The 20,725-nt window shown below is 63.8% G+C and carries 19 protein-coding genes; 16 read left to right on the top strand and 3 right to left on the bottom strand.

The window, feature by feature from the left end; translation table 11 throughout:
* Window positions 1–136: 136 nt before the first annotated feature.
* From QM615_RS09290 to QM615_RS09260, 7 genes are all read left to right on the top strand, one after another.
* Window positions 137–1,627 (top strand): cellulase family glycosylhydrolase, encoded by a 1,491-nt coding sequence (locus QM615_RS09290; protein ID WP_283347259.1) that lies wholly within the window; start codon window positions 137–139, stop codon window positions 1,625–1,627.
* 963 nt (window positions 1,628–2,590) lie between these two features.
* Entirely contained in the window at window positions 2,591–3,586 is a 996-nt protein-coding gene (locus tag QM615_RS09285; protein WP_283347258.1) for a GDP-mannose 4,6-dehydratase, read from the top strand.
* 205 nt (window positions 3,587–3,791) lie between these two features.
* The gene (locus QM615_RS09280) at window positions 3,792–4,397 is read left to right on the top strand and encodes an acyltransferase (RefSeq protein ID WP_149407053.1); all 606 of its coding nucleotides are present in this window, start codon (window positions 3,792–3,794) and stop codon (window positions 4,395–4,397) included.
* Window positions 4,397–5,467: a glycosyltransferase gene (locus QM615_RS09275; RefSeq protein WP_283347257.1), complete on the top strand. Its 1,071-nt coding sequence runs from the start codon at window positions 4,397–4,399 to the stop codon at window positions 5,465–5,467. Before QM615_RS09280 ends, QM615_RS09275 begins: the two co-directional genes overlap by 1 nt.
* Window positions 5,464–6,609: a polysaccharide biosynthesis protein gene (locus tag QM615_RS09270; RefSeq protein WP_283347256.1), complete on the top strand. Its 1,146-nt coding sequence runs from the start codon at window positions 5,464–5,466 to the stop codon at window positions 6,607–6,609. The genes QM615_RS09275 and QM615_RS09270 overlap by 4 nt, the downstream gene beginning before the upstream one ends.
* The gene (locus QM615_RS09265; RefSeq protein WP_149407051.1) at window positions 6,606–7,721 is read left to right on the top strand and encodes a glycosyltransferase; all 1,116 of its coding nucleotides are present in this window, start codon (window positions 6,606–6,608) and stop codon (window positions 7,719–7,721) included. The genes QM615_RS09270 and QM615_RS09265 overlap by 4 nt, the downstream gene beginning before the upstream one ends.
* A 5-nt stretch (window positions 7,722–7,726) precedes the next feature.
* Window positions 7,727–8,752 (top strand): hypothetical protein, encoded by a 1,026-nt coding sequence (locus QM615_RS09260; RefSeq protein ID WP_149407050.1) that lies wholly within the window; start codon window positions 7,727–7,729, stop codon window positions 8,750–8,752.
* Here QM615_RS09260 and QM615_RS09255 read toward each other — a convergent pair.
* Window positions 8,712–9,626, bottom strand: a complete 915-nt coding sequence (locus QM615_RS09255) for a helix-turn-helix transcriptional regulator (protein ID WP_149407049.1) — start codon at window positions 9,624–9,626, stop codon at window positions 8,712–8,714. The two genes, QM615_RS09260 and QM615_RS09255, sit on opposite strands and share 41 nt — an antisense overlap.
* 136 nt (window positions 9,627–9,762) lie before the next feature.
* Between QM615_RS09255 and QM615_RS09250 the strand changes: the two genes are divergently transcribed.
* Together QM615_RS09250 and QM615_RS09245 are read left to right on the top strand one after the other, a co-directional pair.
* Window positions 9,763–10,548 (top strand): NAD(P)H-dependent oxidoreductase, encoded by a 786-nt coding sequence (locus QM615_RS09250; protein ID WP_149407048.1) that lies wholly within the window; start codon window positions 9,763–9,765, stop codon window positions 10,546–10,548.
* A gap of 64 nt (window positions 10,549–10,612) precedes the next feature.
* The gene (locus tag QM615_RS09245; RefSeq protein WP_262498508.1) at window positions 10,613–11,635 is read left to right on the top strand and encodes an ABC transporter substrate-binding protein; all 1,023 of its coding nucleotides are present in this window, start codon (window positions 10,613–10,615) and stop codon (window positions 11,633–11,635) included.
* On the opposite strand, the gene QM615_RS09240 is transcribed toward QM615_RS09245, so the two are convergent.
* Entirely contained in the window at window positions 11,610–12,887 is a 1,278-nt protein-coding gene (locus QM615_RS09240; RefSeq protein ID WP_262498507.1) for an MFS transporter, read from the bottom strand. The genes QM615_RS09245 and QM615_RS09240 overlap by 26 nt on opposite strands.
* 139 nt (window positions 12,888–13,026) lie before the next feature.
* On the bottom strand, window positions 13,027–13,434 hold the full coding sequence (locus tag QM615_RS09235) for a hypothetical protein (protein ID WP_149407046.1): 408 nt from the start codon (window positions 13,432–13,434) through the stop codon (window positions 13,027–13,029).
* A gap of 226 nt (window positions 13,435–13,660) precedes the next feature.
* Between QM615_RS09235 and QM615_RS09230 the strand changes: the two genes are divergently transcribed.
* The 7 genes from QM615_RS09230 to QM615_RS09200 all read left to right on the top strand — a co-directional run bounded on the left by QM615_RS09230 (window position 13,661) and on the right by QM615_RS09200 (window position 20,687).
* On the top strand, window positions 13,661–14,356 hold the full coding sequence (locus tag QM615_RS09230) for a GAF and ANTAR domain-containing protein (RefSeq protein WP_188078749.1): 696 nt from the start codon (window positions 13,661–13,663) through the stop codon (window positions 14,354–14,356).
* 44 nt (window positions 14,357–14,400) lie between these two features.
* Entirely contained in the window at window positions 14,401–15,372 is a 972-nt protein-coding gene (locus tag QM615_RS09225; protein ID WP_149407044.1) for a bile acid:sodium symporter family protein, read from the top strand.
* Between the two features lie 188 nt (window positions 15,373–15,560).
* The gene (locus QM615_RS09220) at window positions 15,561–16,553 is read left to right on the top strand and encodes an SDR family oxidoreductase (protein WP_149407043.1); all 993 of its coding nucleotides are present in this window, start codon (window positions 15,561–15,563) and stop codon (window positions 16,551–16,553) included.
* A complete protein-coding gene (locus tag QM615_RS09215; protein ID WP_149407042.1) occupies window positions 16,550–17,335 on the top strand; it encodes an SDR family NAD(P)-dependent oxidoreductase in 786 nt (261 codons plus the stop codon). Before QM615_RS09220 ends, QM615_RS09215 begins: the two co-directional genes overlap by 4 nt.
* A 57-nt stretch (window positions 17,336–17,392) precedes the next feature.
* Window positions 17,393–18,109, top strand: a complete 717-nt coding sequence (locus QM615_RS09210; protein WP_149407041.1) for a TetR family transcriptional regulator — start codon at window positions 17,393–17,395, stop codon at window positions 18,107–18,109.
* A 67-nt stretch (window positions 18,110–18,176) separates the two neighbouring features.
* On the top strand, window positions 18,177–19,592 hold the full coding sequence (locus tag QM615_RS09205; protein ID WP_149407040.1) for a phytoene desaturase family protein: 1,416 nt from the start codon (window positions 18,177–18,179) through the stop codon (window positions 19,590–19,592).
* A 42-nt stretch (window positions 19,593–19,634) separates the two neighbouring features.
* Window positions 19,635–20,687, top strand: a complete 1,053-nt coding sequence (locus QM615_RS09200; protein WP_149407039.1) for a YihY/virulence factor BrkB family protein — start codon at window positions 19,635–19,637, stop codon at window positions 20,685–20,687.
* The last annotated feature ends 38 nt before the right edge of the window (window positions 20,688–20,725 follow it).

Genomic DNA, 20,725 nt, shown 5'->3' with positions numbered 1-20,725 from the left:
GGTCCGCTTTTTGTGATTTACACAAAAGCGCGCTCGAGGTGCAATGATTCCCGCACCGGCCCGTCGAATGTTGGTACGGACCCCCTGGTGGAGAGAATTGAAGATGGTTCACTTTCGCGGTGGCTTTCGCACAGTAATGTCAGCGACAACCGTTCTGATCGTCGCTGCCGGGCTCGCTTTCGGAGTCACGTCCGTCATCACTTCACCCGACCACCTCGTCGGCCCGTCCCGCGCCGAAGCAGCCCCCAACCCACCCGGCGTCGGCATTTCCGACGGCGGCGGTTTGCTGTGGGCCTCCGATGCGGAGTTGAACACCACCGTGCAATTCATGACGAGCATGGGCGTCAAGTCGATGCGTATCGCCATTCCGTGGTCCACCGTCGAGTACACCCAGAACAAGCTGGACTGGACGGCCGTCGATCGCGTCGTGAACAAGCTTCGAGCAGCGAACATCTCGATGCTGGGCATCATCGCGTACACCCCGCCGTGGGCGACCTCCCCGGTCAATCAACCCATCAACACCCGCCCGGCATCGCCTGCGGCGTTCAGTACCTTCGCCGGTAAGGTTGCCGCCCGCTACAAGGGCAAAGTGGCCGACTACGAGATCTGGAACGAGCCAAACGGGTCTATGTTCTACGGTCCGCAGCCCGACGCGGCCGGCTACACGGCCCTGCTCAAAGCCGCGTACCCCAAGATCAAGGCAGCCGACTCGGCCGCAACCGTCGTCGGCGGAGTCCTCGGCGCAGCCGAACAAGGCTGGGGCATCGTCAACCCCGTCGACTTCACCAACCAGATGTACGCCGCAGGTGCCGCAGGAAGTTTCGACGCCCTCTCCTACCACCCGTATCAATACTCGTTGAAGTTCTCCGAAGGCCCCTACGTCGAGCATTCACCGGCCCGGCAGGTCATGGACATGCGCGCGGCCATGGTCGCCAACGGCGACGGCAGCAAGAAGATCTGGGCCACCGAGTACGGCGTTCCCACCTCCGCGGTGTCGGGAGATCAGCAGAACGCGATGATCACCGACTTCATCCAGAAGTGGCGCGAGTTGCCGTACACCGGGCCGATCTTCCTATACACGATGCGAGACAAGGCAACCGGCAGCAACGACCCGGAAGACACGTTCGGCCTGCTCGAGAGCAACTGGGGTGCCAAACCGGCCCTGTGGGGCCTGATGGGGCTGCTGCAGCAGGGCATCCCACGCACGGCCGAGTACAACCGATTCGCTGCCGCTCCCAACAACTCCGGAGCGGTACTGGGCCCGGTGTTCCCCGTGCGCGATACGTGGGCGCAGTACCGCCAGGATGCGGTTCTCTACGAGATGCCCAACGGTTTCGTCGCCGTCCCTCGCGCAGTGGCCGAATCGATCAGGGCCACCGGCTTTCTCCCCACGACGCCGTTCAACGGCACCTACCAGGATTTCGACAGCCCCTTCGGCCTCCGTGTGTTCTCCACTGCCATCGGCGGTACACACAACATCGGTGGCGGCATCTACAGCGCCTGGGATCCCACCCTGGGGCCCGCAACGAGCGACGAGATGCCGCAGTACGGCGGCGGCGTGCGGGTGACGTTCCAGTACGGCGCGATCACCTGGACACCGTATGTCGGAGCGACCGTCTCCCGCTGAATAAATTCGATCGATTGATAGTTGATTCGCAAACCGCACGCCCCTTTTGATTGGCTTCGACGCGCCCATTTATCGGTGCATTCATTGCGGCCACGTTAACTCTGCGCAAAGGCGCGGTTTCAGTTCACCGATCAATTAATTCGCGTTGTGAACCACCTCACTTAACGCTATCTATTTCCCCCGTAAACGGATATTCATATAGCGCGAACGAATGACTCTTCGTGGCAGGATTATGTCCAGTGTTCGCACGTCTCGTCGGGGGGACGCCTGAATCTCGACGCTCTTGTTGTGCACCGTCGCACGACAGAGCGTCATTCGGCGTTCGGGAAATCTCCAGCTCCACTCGAGTACGGACCGACACGATGGGTAGCTCATGAAGACGGAAAGTGTTGTGTCACATTCAAGTTCGGCCATTGCTACTCGGGTGGCAGTATGACCGACGGCCTCCGCGTCGCGATCGCGCACGACTACCTCACCCAACGCGGCGTCACCCGCCGCAAGCTCGCCCTTTACTGTTCACCTGCACGCTGGTTGTACGAATCGCAGACGTACCCGGGCGGATGCCTCAGCCCCAACCAAACGATTTGTACTCGAGTCGCTCTCGTGGCCGCTACGTCGGTGGACCGGCGAGCCGCATTGTCGGTTGTAACGGTTTGATCGCCGCGAGCTATGAAGTTTGCGGATTGACCTCATCGAAGCGGTCCACCACCGCAAGCCCAGCGCCGTGCACCGCTGGGGCGGCGCGTCCTCGACACTGTCGAGGAGGGCATCACAGCCATGTACTTCCCTCAACCACAACATGATTCGATCCGCGACGCAGGTCGCCGCTCTCGAACAAACGGCCGGGGAACCACTGAAGACTCAGGCACACGCGAAGCAGTTCAGTGAAGAACGCTTCGCCGCCGAACTCATTTCCGCACTATCCGAGATCAATGCAGAACGAATCGAGAGGACGGCGTCGCCATGAACAAGCGCGCTTTGATCACCGGCATCACCGGACAGGACGGCCCCTACCTCGCCGAGTTGCTCCTGAGCAAGGGGTACACCGTATTCGGTCTGATTCGCGGACAGAACAATCCGAAGGCCGCGATGGTCGAACGAGAGCTACCCCAGGTCCAGATCCTGCACGGTGACCTCCTCGATCTGTCGGCCCTCATGCGCGCGTTCGCCATCGCCGACCCCGACGAGGTCTACAACCTCGGAGCCGTTTCGTTCGTGGCGTACTCCTGGGAGAACGCCCGCCTGACCACCGACGTCACCGGCGGCGGAGTGCTGAACATGCTCGAATCCACACGTCTGTACGAGCAGGTAGCGGGCAAACAGGTTCGCTTCTACCAAGCATCCAGCTCGGAGATGTTCGGCAAGGTGCAGCAGGTGCCGCAGCGTGAGGAAACGCTGCTGTGGCCACGCTCGCCGTACGGCGTCGCCAAGGTCTACGGCCACTACATGACCATCAACTACCGCGAGTCCTACGGCATGCACGCCAGCTCAGGCGTCCTGTTCAATCATGAATCGCCCCGGCGCGGACCCGAATTCGTGACGCGAAAGGTCACCCAGGCCGTCGCACGCATCGCCCTCGGGCTGCAGAGCAAGATTTCGCTGGGCAACCTCGATGCCAAGCGCGACTGGGGTTTCGCAGGAGACTACGTCGAAGCCATGTGGCTGATGCTGCAACAGGACCAGGCGGACGACTACGTGATCTCCACCGGCGAGACGCATTCGATTCGAGAACTTCTGGACCACGCCTTCGCCGCGGTCGACATCACGGACTGGGAGCGCTACGTCAAGATCGATCCACGCTTCTTCCGGCCCGCCGAGGTCGACCTACTCGTTGGCGATTCCACGAAGGCACTTACTGCGTTGGGGTGGAAGCCGAAAGTGACCTTCCCCGAGTTGGTGTCGATGATGGTGCAGCACGATCTCTCCGAACAGTCAGCCAAAACAGTCGCGATAGCGTGAGCATCGAGCAGCACCGGGCCGAACTGATTCCCCCAAATGTCGGGGCGGGCTACGGCTTTCTCTGCGAGTTACGGCTCGAACACGGGTGTGCCATCCAAAGCCACGAACCCCGAGTCCGAGACGTGTTCGGGTGTGAAGCCCCCATTGACCTCGACCAAATGATCGTATCAACAGTCGAATTCGACATGACTGAGGAGATCGCAGCATGACAGCGGCGGAACAACCCGAGAACGAGATCTACGAGGTCTCGAACTACAAGATGCAGGACATCACGTTCAAGCGAAAGCTGCGCAATCGCATCGGCACACTCGGCTTCAACATGATCGTCACCTACATTCCGTCACACTGGATTCGGCAGAACTTCCTGCGCGCCTTCGGTGCAACGATCGGCAAGGACACCTCGATCTTCCGCGGCACCACCATCCTCGATCCCGAGGGACTCACCATCGGTGACGCCTGCGCCATCGGGTTCCGGTGCATGCTCGACGCCCGCGGCGGAATCACCATCGGCAGCAACGTCGTCATCGCCAGCGACACCCACATCATCGGCGGCTACCACGATCACAACTCACCCGAGTTCACCCCGATCCTCGAACCCTGCGTCATCGGCGACTACGTGTGGATCGCCAGTCGCAGCACCATTCTCAGTGGCGTAACCCTCGGCCGCGGTGCCGTCGTCGGCGGTTGCTCGATGGTGCGCGCGGATGTCGGCGAACTCGAAGTGGTCGCCGGTGTGCCCGCAAAAGTGCGAGCGATGCGCGATCCCAAGGCACTCGCCTACCGCCCCAAGTATCGGCCGCTGTTCTACTGATGATCCTGCGCGACTGCCGACTCGTCTACGTCGCCCCCCGATCCGGAGTGGGCGGCGTGGGCGACTATGCCGACGACTTCGCCGACGCCGTCCGGCCACACTTCGCCGAGGTGATTGAGTATCGCCACGAGGGGCCCGGATCGCATTCGGCGCGCGATATTCTGCGCCACCGCAACGCGATTCAAGACTTGGTCGACGCCGACCCCGGCCGCGTCATCGTGCACTGCGAACTGAGCGGCGGCTCGGTGATGCCGTTCTGGGCGACCGCCCGACTCACCGGCGACCCGGTGGTGACCGCGACGGTGCACGACCCGCCCGGACTGGTCTGGTGGCCTGCACGAACCAAATTCCTCGCGGGCAAGAAGGTGCTCAATCACGGCCTGCACTACCCACTTCGGTCGGGATGGCGGGCACTCGAACGCCGGATAGCCGGTACCCGAACGCTGTTCGCACTGACCCGCTCCGGTGCCGACTCCCTCGCGCGTGCGTATCCCGACGCCACCGCCAAGGCCAGTGCTCTCTTCGTTCCCGCGCGCCCTGATATAGAGGCTGCCGAGGAGCGGCCGCTGGCGGTCGGCCTGTTCGGATTGGTCTATCGCGGCAAGGGTTTCGACCAGATCCAGCAACTCCGCGACAGCCTGCCCCGCGACATCGCGATCCGCATCGCCGGCCGGGGAACCGAACTGCTCGACCCCGTCGACGGCGTGGAGATCCTCGGCGAGGTGAACGGACCGGACGAGGACGCCTTCTTCGCGTCCATCCGCGCGCTCGTCCTGCCCTACGGCAAACGGAGCATCTACGGAGACGCATTCCCCGCATCGTCGGTGGTGACACGAGCGATCGCGTATCAGACCCCGGTGACCTGCTTGAAGGTCGGCGCTCTCGCCGAGTCCGACAGCGGAGCACTGGTGGTCGACGGAGGTGTCGCCGAACTCGCCGACGCCACCGCAGACCTCATCACCGATCCCATCGCGCTGGGCAAACTTCGACGCGAGGTCGAGGCGCTTCGCATCTCCCACACCGCGGAGCTCGTCGTCGAGGACTTCGTCTCCGTGTGGGCGGCGCAATGAACGCCAATCTGCTCAAGGCCGGGGTCGCTGCCCTGTGGACGTACGGCGGCCGCGGCATCGGCCTGCTGTGGACCATCGCGCTGATCGCCAAGTTGGGGATCTCCGACTACGGCCAGTACGCGATGGCCTTCGCCCTCGCCGCGATCATCGCAGCACCACTCGATCACCCCTTCACCGTGCGCTCGATCCGTGTGAGCGAACGAGAGTTTCTGGGCGAGCGCACAACTCGCGTGCTCGTCGGTGCAATACTCATCGTCGGCGGCCTGTGCCTGGTTCAGGTCAACTACATCGCCTGGTTCGCCCTGGTCATCGGCGGCGGCGAGCTGGTGTTCAACGCCTACAAGAGCAGAGCACTGCGCGACGGCCGGCCCGACCTCACCCAGCGATGGGACACCACCCGCCAAGCCACGTCCATCGCGCTCGCGACGGCCTACCTCTTCGCTGTGCCCGAGGCCACGCTGACCGTTGCCAGCCTGCTCTATGCCGCACCGTATTTCGTCATCGCCGTGCTGGCCGCGGTACGAACACGCGTCGCAGCGCCGCGCATCCCTGGATCCTGGCGCGAGATGTCGATGCTGTTCTCGGAGAACCTCGCCAACGCGGTCTACATCCAGGGCGACGTGCTGCTGCTCGGCTTCCTCACCGACTCCACCATTGCCGGCTACTACTCCGTCGCGGCCGTGACGGCCTGGGCGGTGGCCTTCATCGGTCAGGCCTTCGGCAACACCTTCCACGAGAAGCTCCGCGCAGCAGATGGACTCGTCAGCGCCGGACCGGCCCTCAAGCACACCGCCGTTCTCGGCTGCGCCGCCGGCGCACTGCTGCTGGTGGCCGGTCTCCTGCTCTTCTTCACCCCGGCGTCCCCGCAGATCGCGGGTGCACTGGTGGTGATGTCGCTGTTCGTGGTGATGCGTGTGATGAACCACGTGTTCACCACGGTGCTCTACCTGCAGCACCGCGACCGAACCCGAGTGCTGGCGGCAGCGACGTTGGCACCGCTGAAGATGGTTCTCGTCCTGTGCCTGTTCCCTTTCGGTGCCGTCGGGGCGGCCGTGGCGTCGGTGATCACCGACGCCGTACTGCTCGTCTGGTTCATGCGGTCCCTGTACCGCGATCCGCTGAAAGAAGAGGTACCTCGATGAGACGTGCGACATTCCTTCTGTCCAAAGACCCAGTCACCGAGCACGGCGGCGATATCGCGCTGTCCCGCTTGATGATGCAGCTTGCCCGCGAGGCGTACGAGGTGCGTTCGATCTGCCTGTCCAGGGAGACCGCCGTGGTGGCCGACGTGGTACGCGTCCCCAAGCCGAACGTCGATCTCGCACTGTTGTTGAAGTCGGCGCGGCCGACGCGCTCGGTGGTGCACGGACGCTACGACGTCGACGCCCTACGTGACGCCATCGACGCGTCGATCTCGGATGTGTATGTGGCCGAACACAGTTACATGGCCGAATCGTTCCTCCGCTCGTCCAAGCTGGGGTCGCCGTTCGCGATCAACACCGTCAACACCGAGTCGCAGGTGTGGAAGGTGACGCGCGGATTGATCGGCCGCATCGAGGCACCGCGCATCCTGAACGACGAGATCCGCGTTGCTCGTGCGGCAGATGCCGTCGGGACCTACGATGCCGACGAAGCGCAGATGTACCGCAGCAAAGGGGTTCGGGGCGCGCGGTGGATCGATCTCACTCTCGAGCCTGCGCCGCAGCTGGACCTCTCCAAGACCGCGAAGCGCCTGGTCTTCATGGGGACTCGTGACTGGCCGCCGAACCAGGAGGCCTTCAGAACCGCGCTCCAATACTGGCCGGCGATCTCTGCGGGCATCGACGGTGCCGAACTGTGCATCATCGGCGCGAAGGCCCCGGGTGCCAAGGATCCCGTCTACCCTGCCGGGGTCCGCGATCTCGGTTTCGTCGACGATCTGCAGGAATTTCTCGGCACCTGCCGAGCGCTGATCGCCCCGGTCGACACCGGCGGCGGAGTGCGCGTCAAGATCCTCGACGCCGCAAGTAAAGGACTACCCGTCGTCGGGACCTCGGCGGCCGTCGGATCGCTCGACTCGACCTTCGAGCTGCCCACGTTCGACGACACTGAAGAATTCGTCGCCGAATGCCGTCGCTATCTGCTCGACCGCACCGCAGCCATCAAGGCAGGCCAAAGACTGTACGAGCTCAACGCTGCCCGCTGGAACGACCGAGTACCCCATTCCACCGTCGAAGCACTGATCAGCGCCCCGCTGACGAGCACCTTAGGATGATCGCCATGACCCTCCGCTCCCGTCTGCTCGCCGTTGCTGCAGCCGCCGCGATCGCTCTCGGCCTCTCGACACCCGTCGCACATGCGGCACCGGCCGACCTGGGCTTCACCGGTGGCGCACCGTTTCTGACGCTCGACGACGCCACGTTGAACAACGAACTCGGTGCCGGACGCGACATCGGTGCATCGTGGGTACGGGTGGTCGTGAACTGGGCGGCGATCGAGACAGCGCCGGGCGTATTCGACTGGGGCAACACCGATCGCGTGATCAATGCCGCGACAGCACAGGGCTATTCGGTATTGGCCGTGCTGGGCGGCACCCCCGGATGGGCGCAGGGCGGCATTGCCTCACCACTGCCCGGTGCAGTTCCGTTGGATCCCAATGCCTTCGGAGCATTCGCCGGTGCGGCCGCGGCACATCTCGGTGAGCGCGTCGACCACTACGAGGTGTGGAACGAGCCCAACATCCCGACCTTCTTCGCCCCCGTCGATGCGGTCCGCTACACGAACATGCTGCGCGCGGCGTACCCCGCGATCCACAACGCCGACGCCGGAGCCACCGTGCTGAGCGCCGGGTTGGCCACAACCGTGAACTTGGGAGCCTGGACCGTCGCGCCGGTGACCTTCCTGCAGCAGATGTATGCCGCCGGAGCAGGCGGATTCATGGACGCAGTGGCCATGCACCCGTACACCTTCCCCTTCACCGTCGAGAACGACCCCAACGATCAATGGGCACAGGTGGATCAGGCCTACGGCACGATGGTGGCCAACGGCGACGGTGGCAAGAAGATCTGGATCACCGAACTGGGCGCACCCACCGGAAACGGGCCGATGGCCGTCACCGAGGATGCGCAAGCCGCGATCATCGGCTCGAGCCTGGCCAAGGCGTCGTCACTGCCGTACGTGGGCCCGATCTTCGTTCACTCCCTGCGTGACTCGGGCACCGACCTCGCCGATACCGAACAGAACTACGGCCTGCTGCGCACGGACTTCAGCCCCAAGTTGGCCTACGACGTGGTGCGGGGTTCGTGAGCTCTGCAATCTCCGCACACTCGGGCACCGAACCCTCAGGTCCGGCAGCGGGGCCTCGGGGGTCCGACGCCGAGTCGAGTGCGACTGCAAGTAGCCGTAGACCGTCCGCACTGGGGCTGCCGGCCGCGGCGTCGAGGACGATCATCTCCATTCCGGGCTCGCCGGGCAGAGCGAAGTTCTCCTGATGAAGTTCCAACAACCCCACCAGTGGATGACGGAACGCCTTCCGCCCGTGCGTGCGCGCGCATACATCTGCGCGCGCCCACAGTCGACGGAATCGGTCACTGCCCATGGACAATTCACCGATCAGCGACGCCAACTGCGCGTCGTCCGGATACTGCCCCGCGGCAAGACGCAGGTGCCCGACGGCATCCAAGGTGCAGGTGTTCCAGTCTTCGTACAACCCGCGATCGGCTTCCTCGAGAAAGATGTGCCGCGCGGTGTTCAACCCGGGTATCGGTTGGCCGTAGAGCAGACGTGCCAGTCGATTGGCGGCCAGCACATTCATGCGGTGATCCATGATGAACGCAGGCGCTCTATCGATCAGATCGAGGACGCTCAGAAGTTCCGGTCTGACACGTCCTCTGGGAGTCTTGGCCGGGCGACGGCGTCGGCGAGCGAGCCGAAGCAGGTGCGCACGTTCGGTGTCGTCGAGACCGAACACGCGCGCGAGGGCGTCGAGAATCTGCTCGGACGGCTGGGTGGCGCGGCCCTGTTCGAGACGCACGTAGTAGTCGATGCTGACGCCCGACAGGTGGGCGACTTCTTCGCGGCGCAGGCCGTCGACGCGGCGATACCGGTCGACGGGAATTCCGACCGAGGCCGGATCGACACGGGACCGCCGAATCTTCAGAAAGCTCGCCAAGTCGTCCACACCTGAAGTATCCCCCGGATACGGCGACCGAGAGTGGTACCGCCGATACCAGGAACACCGACCACAGGACCTCGCGCCCCTGAACGAACAGGGCCGGACGAGAAAAGCTGGAGGCATCCGAACACAAGGAGCACCAGTGAAGACCCTCATCGTCCACGCCCACCCAGAACCGAAGTCGCTGAACCACTCACTCGCAGAACTGGCCGTCACCACGCTGGAATCCGCCGGCCACGAGGTACAGGTGACCGATCTCTATGCCATGAAGTGGAAGGCGGCCCTCGACGCATCGGACTACGGACCTGCCGCGTCGTCGCCGCTACGGGTCGCAGCAGATTCCGGACGGGCTTTCGACACCGGCACTCTCACGTCCGACGTCCGCACCGAGCAGGACAAGTTGTTGTGGGCCGACACCATCATCTTCCAGTTTCCCCTGTGGTGGTACTCGATGCCCGCGATCTTGAAGGGGTGGGTGGATCGAGTGTTCACCTACCACTTCGCTTACGGCGTCGGCGAACACAACGACACCCAGTACGGTGAGCGCTACGGTGAAGGAACGCTCGCGGGCAAGAGAGCACTGCTGTCGGTCACCGTGGGCGGCCCTGCACCCCACTACTCCGATCGGGGTATCAACGGCCCGATCGACGAACTGCTGTTCCCCATCCACCACGGCATCCTTTTCTACCCGGGGATCGATGTTCTGCCTCCGTTCGTCGTCCACGGATCGGATCGATTGACGGCCGAGGAGTACGCGGTGGCCGCGAAGAACTGGGAACGACGACTGCTCGACATCGAGACAACCGAACCGATTGCGTTCAGGAAACAGAACTTCGGCGACTACGAGATGCCATCCCTTCGCCTCAGGGAGGGTCTCGAACAACCCGGGCAGTCGAGTTTTGCCCTGCACGTGCAGCCGCGAACGTAGAGCAACACAATCGGGTGAGTTCGGTTTAGATTAGGGCATCCACACTATGCTCGAAGGAGACTCGATGAATCCAGTGGTGAATCGGCGGACTGCGCTGTCCATGACGTTCGTGTCGGTCGCCGGTCTCGTCGTTGCCGGCTGCGCCAACGGCTCGACCGAATCGGCGGGGAACTCGAGCTCCGGGTCGCATGCGGAGAACGGTGCGTTCCCCGTGACCATCGAACACAAGCTCGGAACGACGACCATCGACGCCGCTCCCACTCGTATCGCCGCTGTGGGGATCGGAGACTCGGACGTGCTGTTGTCGTTGGGTTTGACGCCCGTGCTGGTACCGGTGTGGAAGGGCTCGACCGACGACGGCATCGGCGTCTGGGCCGAACCCGTAGTGCAAGGCGACGAACCGGTAGCACTGGCAAACGCGACGACCGAGTTCGATGTGGAGACGATCGCTGCTGCTGCCCCCGATCTGATCATTGCCGTCAACAACGCGATCGACGAAAACGTCTACGCACAGCTCAGCGCCATCGCGCCGACGGTGCTGCACGCCGCGGATCAGACCGATTGGGTGCTGCCCTGGCAGGAAGTGACCACCAGAATCGGACGCTCGGTGGGCCTGCCGAGTGCCGCTCAGGCCGAGGTCGATCGCGTCGAAGCCCTTGTGGCTCAGGCCAGAAACGACAACCCACAGTTCATCGGCAAGACTGCGGCGTTGGTGATCAGGTGGAGCGACGGCAAATTACGCGCGTTCGCTCCTGATGCGGCGCGGGCCCAACTGTTGACCGCCCTCGGCTTCGAACCTCCCGCCGCCTTGGCATCGAGCTTCGACGGCAAGCTGAACATCGAACTGTCGGCCGAAAGCTACAGTCTTCTCGAATGCGACTATCTGTTCTTCGACAATTACGAACTCCATCGCGAGTCGATGGAATCGCAGGAGACGTTCACCAATCTTCCGGTCGTGCGCAGCGGTGGCCTGATCTCCTTGGATCCAATTGTCTCCGACGCGATTTCGATGCCGAATGCGTTGACCATCCCGTTCGTACTGTCGGCGTTCATCGACGACATCAAGGCAGTCGACGCGGCCAGATAGCGTCCGACATCGACGACCAGATACCGAGCACGAGGGCAGGCACGGCGATGCAGCCGGCGACCACCAACCATGGGGTCGCCGCTGCAACGCTGCCGTCGTCGAGAAGATCGTAGAGGTACCCGACGCCGATCGTGCCGACCAACGACAGGCATCCGCCGATGGTGTTGAGCAGCCCGAAATGCGCCCCGAGAAAGCGTTCTCCAGCAATACGAGCCAGAGTGTCCCGCATCGAGGGCACCATCAACATCTGCCCCAGATGCAGCAGTGCGATCCACGCGGCGAGTTGCAGATACGGCCATATCGTGGCACTCCCTGGGTCGAAGGCCGGAATCAGGAACGACGCCGCCATCACGGCCGAGCCAGTGGTAGTCGCGGCGCGCGATCCCATCCGCGCTGCCACCGCCACCATGGCTCGTTGGCCGATGATCACCAGTACCGCTGCGCCCACGTAGAACCAGCCGAGTAGATCCTGTGAACCGACGCGCAGTGAGAGTTGCTCGGGCAGCATCAGATACAGCTGAGCAAGCGCGACGAACTGCGCGCTGCACAGCATGGCCAGGACGACGTAGCGTCGATTTCCCAACACCACTCGCCAGACCCGGGTGATGGATGTACCGACGACGCTGCCCGTTTCGAGCGTCTTGGGGAACAGGAAGTAGAAGCCGATCCACATGCCCGCGAACAGGATTGCAGCGACGGCGGCGGAGGCCGAGAACGGAAACACCAGGAGCACCGCACCCAGAGCCGGCCCGAGGACGGTACCGAGCCGGCTGCTCATCTGCTCGTAGCCGAACAGTTCGGTGCGTCTGATGACCCCCGAATCTTCTAGTTGCCGGCCGATGTCGGCGTTGGCAGATTCCACCGCCGGGGCAAACAGTGCAGCGGCGAAACCGATCAGCAGAATTCCGAAGGTCACCGCAGCGAGACTGCTCGCAATCGCCAGTACCCCGAAGCCGACAATGCGGATTGCAATGCCCCACAGAATGACCGGTCGTCGACCGAATCGATCGGCGATGCTGCCACCGAGAAAGAACATGCCCTGCTGACTGAACGTGCGCAGACCGAGCACGAGCCCGACGATCCAACTGGCGAAGCCGAGCTCCTCGGACAGATGGACCGCAAGAAATGGAACCACCAGGTAGAAACCGACATTGAACAACACCATCGATGCCAACACGAGCTTGACCTCGGACGGAAGGTCTCGTAGTCGACCCCGCGCCGAGGCAGCACCGAATCCGGGGGTGGTCGTCACGAGCGTCGACACTACTGGCGCGAATGCCACACCGTAACTCCGTCGATCCGGCCCGTTGCAGGGTCGATCCTGGCCGGCGTGACCCTTGCCGGAGTGCGGCGCTGTCGACAATCGAACGCGAGGGTGTGAGCCCGTAGCTCTACTGCCGGCTGCGATCGCGGGCACGCGCACGGAACTGACCGATCGCGAGGACGATCAACGCGGCCCCCAACACCGTGAGGGGAACTTGGGCGAGAGGGGCATCGATGTCGAGTACGACGAACTGCCACACCACCCACCCGATGGTCACCAGACCGACGCACGAGACATAAATCGCAGCCTCGGAGGCGTCGACCATCACGGCAGCCACGCAGATCAACGGTCCGAGACCGAGGAAGATCAGCACGAACAACCCGGAGATGCGGTAGTCCCAGGTGTGCCACGACGGGAGCATTCCGACGTTCAAGCCCAGTGATCGCCCGCTGGGGTCGGAGGTCAACGACACGCCGTTGAACGTCCCGGCTGCACCCAACAGGATCAGCAGTGCCACCGTCAGAAACTTGTTCATGGTGACGTCATGTGTTCGTCGTCCTTCGGTTGCGACCGTCGTGCATCGCCGACAATTCTGCCAGAACGAGTCCGATCGGTCTTGTTCGTTCACTCGGAGCGACTGTTCGCTGGTCGACGCCGAGCAGCATGTCGCGGTACATTCAGTGGGTCGGTCAAGCCCGCGCCGCGTCGTACCGAGCCACCTGCACGTGGTGGCATCTGTCTGCGGAAGCGAGGCACCGTACATGGCCGATGACGTCGACGACCACGAGGAGTTTCCAGCCACCGCAGCGTTGACCCGTGCCGCTGTGGACGTGGCCGCTGTCGACGGCGGTGCGGTGAGTCTGCTGGTAAACGGCGCAGTTGCCCGAGATCTGCTGTACGCCACCGACTCCGACGCAGTGCGGATCGACGAACTGCAATTCACCGTCGGCGAAGGCCCGTGCCTGGACGCATTCAACACCGATACGACCATCGCGGTACCCGACCTCACCGACCCTGCCGGTACACACCACTGGCCGACGTTCGCCTCCGATGTGGTCACCGAACTCGGCGCACACTCCCTGCTGGCATGCCCGATCACCGCACACGGAGCTGCGGTGGGCGTGCTCGAGTTGCACCGCCGAACACCCGGCCCGTACACCCTGACTCAGGTCGAGGCCGCGCGCGCCATCGCGACAGCACTCGGACCCGTGATCCTGACCGAGCTCGTCCCCCACGGCCCAGCCAGAGCAGCATCGCCAGGGCCGCCGGCCGGAAACTACCGACTGGCCCGCGGCGACATCAACGTCGCCATCGGAATGCTGTCGACGCGACTGTCGGTGCCGATGAACGACGCCGCCGCATCCCTGCGCGCACATGCGTACGCGCGGTCGACATCGATTTCGTCGATCGCCCACGACATCGTCAACCGAACCACGGATCTCGACTTCGAGCACTGACTAGACTCGACCGGTTGCTCGTACTACCCCTCAGGAGATCCGCAATGCCCAAGCTGAAGGCCGTCAGCGAGTTCACCGGCAAATGGTTCGCCCTGATCGTCGTGGCGGCGGGCGCACTTGCCCTGATCACTCCCGACACGTTCAGCGGCGGCACTCCTGCCGTTCCGTGGCTGCTGTCGATCATCATGCTCGGCATGGGAATGACGTTGCGGCTCTCCGACTTCGCGGTTGTCGCCCGACGACCGTGGGCGCTGCTGCTCGGTGTCGCCGCGCAGTTCATCGCAATGCCGCTGCTCGGCCTGGGAATCGCCAACGCGCTCGGCCTCTCTGCGGCACTGACCGCCGGGATGGTGCTGGTCGGTTCGGCTCCTGGCGGCACAGCGTCCAACGTGATGGTCTACCTCGCCAAGGGCGATACCGCGCTGTCGGTGGCCATGACGTCGGTATCCACCCTGCTCGCACCGATTCTCACGCCACTGCTCGTGCTCTGGCTCGCCGGTGAGTTCCTGCCGGTCGATGCCGGCGGACTGTTCGTCTCGATTCTGCAGATCGTGCTGGTTCCCGTCGTATTGGGAGTTGTTCTGCGCCTGCTGTTTCCCAAGATCATCGACCGCATGCTCGACGCTCTGCCGTTGATCTCGGTCGCCGGCATCACCGCGGTGGTGCTGTTCGTGGTTGCCGCCAGCGCACCGACTTTGCTGTCCATCGGAGCGCTCATCGTCCTGGCCGTCGTGCTGCACAACTCGCTGGGACTGGCCGTGGGTTACGGCATCGGCAAGGCGTGCGGACTCGACGTCGCCAGCAGGCGTGCGATCAGCATCGAAGTTGGAATGCAGAACTCCGGATTGGCCGCGGCTCTGGCATCGGTGCACTTCAGCCCCGCGGCTGCCCTGCCCGCGGCCATCTTCTCGGTGTGGCACAACGTCTCGGGCTCACTTCTCGCCAGCTACTGGTCGCGGCGCTCGATCGAACCGAAGCCTGCCGAACGCACGCAGGAGTCGACCACCATCGAGTAGGCCGACTCCAGCTGGATTTCGAACAGAATCCGGTGCAGCTGACCGCGCTGAGCGCGGTCAGCTGCACCGGATTTTTGTTTCTGGTCGGAGCAATGCCCTGTACACAGAGCCCTTGCGTTATATGCATTCGCTGTGCAATATTCGCAATCACGCTCAGCGTCCGCCGAGCCCACCAACGAGGAGGCCCCATGATCACAGTGACCAGTGCCGCGGGTGGTGTCGGCCGCTTGCTCGTTCGACAGCTCGCCACGCAGAACGTGCCGGTTCGAGCGGTCGTCAAGAACGCGGCGCAAGCTGCGACCACCCGCCAGGACGGAGCCGTCGAGGTCGTCGTAGGCGATCTCAGGTCCGAGCAAACGCTCCGCAACGCCCTCACCGGGGCGGACGTCCTTTACCACGCGGCACCGACGCAGATCATCGACGAGAAGCCCATCATCGACCATCTGATCGCAATCGGACCGGCAAACGGGCTGCAGCACATAGTTTTCCATTCCGTGATTCATCCGAACCTGCATCAACTGACGCACCACCACCAGAAGGACATCGCCGAAGGAATTCTGCGCAGCAGTGGAATTCCCACCACGGTGCTCAGGCCGTCCCACTACATGCAGAACTACCTGGAAGTGTGGGAATTTCTGCAGGCCGGAGTCATGCCGTACCCGGTTTCACCGGACAGCGTCATGGGTGTCGTCGATGTAGCCGACGTCGCCGAAGCAGCCGCGAACATCCTCGTCGACCCCACGCCGCACACCGATCGCGTCTATGACCTGTCCACGGTGGAACTCACCCGACACGAGATGGCAGAGATCTGGTCCGACGTGCTCGGCCACCGCGTCACCGCCATTCGGATCCCGCCCTCGTCGTTGACGAACTCGTTGAACGTGCTGCCCGCACTGGCCTCGGTGGTCGGGCATGCCGTGCAATCGACGAAACTGAACTCCATCGGCCACCTCGTTCGCGGTGCCAAGGCTGCGTCCAACCCTCGTGACATGAAGAACTGGCCGGCCGATGCACGCGAGGCGTACCGCACGATGATGACCCACTACGACGGCTACGGACTCCCGGCCGGAGACCTGACGGTTCTGCCGAAGCTGCTCGGACACACACCGACGTCGTACGAGCACTTCGCACGGCGCTCGGCCGCTGAGCTCGGGGGCATTCCCATCGGGGCGAGCCGATGAACCTCCGAGGGTCTCGCTACCGGCCGGGCCGCTCGCTGGTGACCGGCGCAAGCTCGGGGATCGGTGAAGAATTCGCGCGGGCGCTCGCCGCCCGCGGCTCCGATCTGGTACTCGTCGCACGACGAGAAGACCGGCTGACCACACTGGCGACGGAACTCGAACAGAACCACGGAATCCATTGCCGCACAGTGGCCTGGGACCTGTCCGAGGAAGCGAGCGGACGCCGACTCCGTGAGGTGGTGCCCGAGCAGATCGATCTCGTCGTCAACAACGCGGGGTTCGCCGTACAGGGACCGTTCGTGGACAGCGACGCCGACGACTTCGAGCGCCTCATCGCCGTCGACATCCGCGCTGTCGTGGACATCTGCTCGGCGTTTCTGCCGGACATGATCGCCCGCTCGAGCGGCACCATCGTCAACGTCGCCAGCACCACTGCGTTCCAGCCCGTCCCGTCACTGGCGGTGTATGCGGCCGCCAAAACATTCGTGCTCAGTTTCAGTCAGTCGCTGTGGTTCGAGTCGGCCCAGCACGGAGTCAGAGTGTTCGCACTCAATCCGGGCCCCACCCGTACCGAGTTCTTCGACGTCATCGGAGACACCGCCGCAGCAACCGGTAGCTACCAGACACCGACCGAAGTGGTCGCCACTGCCATGCACACGCTCGATTCCAGACGGTCTCGCCCGCAGGTTATTTCGGGCCGGATGAACACCGTTCAGGCAATCGCGGCCGGTCTGGTCCCCGCGCGAATTCTACTGCCCGTCCTCGCCCGGATGCTCCACTAGATCCCGGCCGAACTCAGCACCATCCAGGCACCTCACGAGGAATGTAGTGTCACCAGCATGGCCAGGGTCTCCAGATTCACACTCGCCGATCGTCGGCAAGCGGTCGCACGGGCTTTCGGCGGTTCCGAGAGCCCGGCCGCCGTGGCGACTTCGCTGGGCATCCACACCACCACGCTCTATCGCTGGGCCGGGTCGTCGACCACCGACGAACCCGGGCCCGCGGCGGCCCGACTGATCGAGGCCACCCAGGACCTACTGCGAGACGCCGATTACGCCGATATCACCATCGAAAGTGTCGCTCTCCGATGCGGTCTCGCACCGAGGACCGCATTCCACCACTTCCCCACCAAACGCGTACTCTTCCAAGCCGCTGTCGACGACGCCGCCACCGTGTTGATAGACCGCATCCACGAGAAATCGGTCGCCGCCACCTGGCCGGGCACCCCACTCGAGCAGCTGCAGACGTTTCTTCGCATCGCAGCAGAGAGCATCTACGACTCCCCGCGCACACACGTACTGTTCCGCAATCTGGGAGTACCGAGATCCGAGGGCTCAGCAGAACGGTGGCACGACAGTTTTGTCCTCGCGATCTCCCAGTTGCTCCGCGCCGCCGCAGAAGCACACCAAATCGACAGCGACACAGACGTACTCGCTGCAGCGCACCTGCTCACCGGTGCCATGCGCGGAATACACACTGCGGTGTTCGAAGGCGGGGATGCCGACACCGCACTGAGCCTGGTCGAGAGGGTTCACCTCTTGGTCCCACCCCGATGAGCGAAGGTCAGCCGATGCACCGAGGAACTCAGAGCCACCGCACCGTCACCGACGCGGTGGATCGACCGTGACCACGGCGACCGTCGTCGGATCGGGTCCCAACGGTCTCGCCGCTGCGGTGACGCTGGCGAAGGCAGGCGTCGAGGTGACGGTCCTCGAGATGGCCGACACGGTCGGCGGCGGCACCCGAACCTCCGAGCTGACCCTGCCGGGAGTGCTGCACGACGACTGCTCGGCCGTGCACCCGGTGGGCGCGGCATCACCGTTCTTCGCGAGTCTCGATCTCGAGGCCCACGGCCTGACGTGGAAGTACCCGGAGATCGACGCGGTGCAACCCCTCGACAACGGCAGCGCCGGGGTGCTGTATCGGTCCATCACCGAGACGGCAGCCGGACTCGGGCCCGACGGCGCAGCCTGGCAACGGTTCTTCGGGCCACTGTCGGATCGCTTCGACGACCTGACTACCGACTTCTTCCGGCCACTGCTGCATGTTCCGCGGCACCCGATCACGTTGACCAAGTTCGGCCTCAACGCGCTGGCACCGGCGTCGCTGACCGCCCGCCGGTTTCGTACACCCGAGGCGCGCGCGTTGTTCTCCGGTGTCGCGGCCCACGCGCTGTATCCACTGACTCGGCCGACCACCTCCGCCGTCGGAGTCATGATGATCGCGGCCGGGCACAAGTACGGTTGGCCGGTGGCCGAAGGTGGCTCACGCGCAATCAGCGATGCGCTGGTGTCGATCCTCACCGAACACGGCGGGAAGGTCGAGACCGGCGTCAGAGTGACTCGGCTGCAACAGATTCCGACGAGCGACATCGTGATTCTGGATCTTTCCCCCACCGCAGTCGCCGATATCGCAGGCGATGCCCTCCCCCGGCGAGTGGCACGACCCTACCGTCGTTGGCGCTACGGACCCGGAGCGTTCAAGCTCGATCTCGCCGTCGAGGACGGCATTCCCTGGACCAACGACAGTGCCCGACGCGCCGGAACCGTCCATCTCGGAGGAACTTTCGAGGAGGTCGCCGCCGCGGAGCGTGATGTGCACCGAGGCGTCATGCCGCGAAAGCCGTTCGTACTGCTCGGCCAGCAATACTTGGCCGACCCCACCCGCTCGCAGGGCAACATCCACCCGATCTGGACCTACGCCCACGTCCCCAACGGATACACCGGCGACGCCAGCGAAGCGATCATCGATCAGATCGAACGTTTCGCTCCGGGGGTTAGGAATCGCATCGTGGCACGGGCAGTCCGCTCGACCACGCAGATGCCCACGTACAACCCCAACTACGTGGGCGGCGACATCGTCACCGGCTCCAACGATCCGGGCCAGGTGGCCTTACGACCGCGCGTGAGCGTCAATCCGTACTGGACCGGCATCGACGGGGTCTACATCTGTTCTGCAGCAACACCTCCGGGCGGAGGAGTACACGGAATGGGCGGCTACAACGCAGCACAGGTGGCGCTGCGTCGACTTTCGAAGTAGCCGGCTCTGTTTTCATCGACAGTAGCCGGGTATGCGCTCCTGATGGCCGACCAAGCAACCGATCCCGCACCCACCGAAGCCGACCCCGACGATCCCCGCAAGGCAGACTCACCTGCCGATCTGACCAAACCCTCGTGGATCTACGTATTGAAGAAGACGGCTCGTGAATTCTCGCGGGATCAGTGCACCGACCTGGCAGCCGCGCTGACCTACTACGCCGTACTGTCACTGTTCCCCGCGATTCTGGCCATCGTCTCGTTGTTGGGTGTGTTCGGGCAGGGACAGGCAACGGTCGACGGCGTACTGCAGATCGTCGGCGATCTCGGACCCCAATCGGCGGTCGACACCCTGCGTGAGCCGATCGAACAGCTGGTGCAGGCACCCACAGCGGGCTTTGCGTTGATCATCGGTATCGCCGGTGCGCTGTGGTCTGCGTCCGGCTACGTCGGCGCATTCGGCCGCGCGATGAACCGCATGTACGAGGTGGACGAGGGCAGGCCCATCTGGAAGCTGCGCCCGGTGATGCTCCTGGTGACGCTCATCGCGCTGGTGCTCATCGCCCTGGCCGCCGTCATGCTGGCGATCAGCGGCCCCGTGGCCAAAGCTGTGGGCGATGCCGTCGGACTCGGCGATACCGCACTGACGATCTGGAACATCGCTCGCTGGCCGTTGGTTCTGATCGTCGTCGTGCTCGCCGTCGCGATTCTGTACTACGCAACGCCGAATGTGCAGCAGCCCAAGTTCAAGTGGATCAGTTCCGGTGCCGCGGTGGGCATCATCGTATGGATACTGGCCACCATCGCGTTCGGCTTCTACGTCGCGAATTTCTCCAGCTACAACAAGACGTACGGCTCACTCGCCGGTGCCATCGTGTTCCTGCTGTGGCTCTGGATCACCAACCTGGCCTTGCTGTTCGGAGCCGAACTGGATTCCGAACTCGAACGTGGCCGTCAACTCCAGGCAGGAATCGTCGCCGAGAAGCGACTGCAACTGCCGCCGCGCGACACCCGGGTATCGGACAAGAACGACGAGAAGGATGCGCAGGCCGTCGAGCAGGGACGCAAACTGCGCGAGGAACACAACCCGCAACAGTGATCCAGTATGTCCACCGTGCGAGGATCGTTCTACTCCCC

Origin of the sequence: Rhodococcus sp. IEGM 1341 (genome assembly GCF_030056895.1) — a bacterium.
Classification (GTDB): domain Bacteria; phylum Actinomycetota; class Actinomycetes; order Mycobacteriales; family Mycobacteriaceae; genus Rhodococcoides.
The sequence above is the reverse complement of the archived record's forward strand: the minus strand, read 5'-3'. Positions and strand labels throughout refer to the sequence as shown.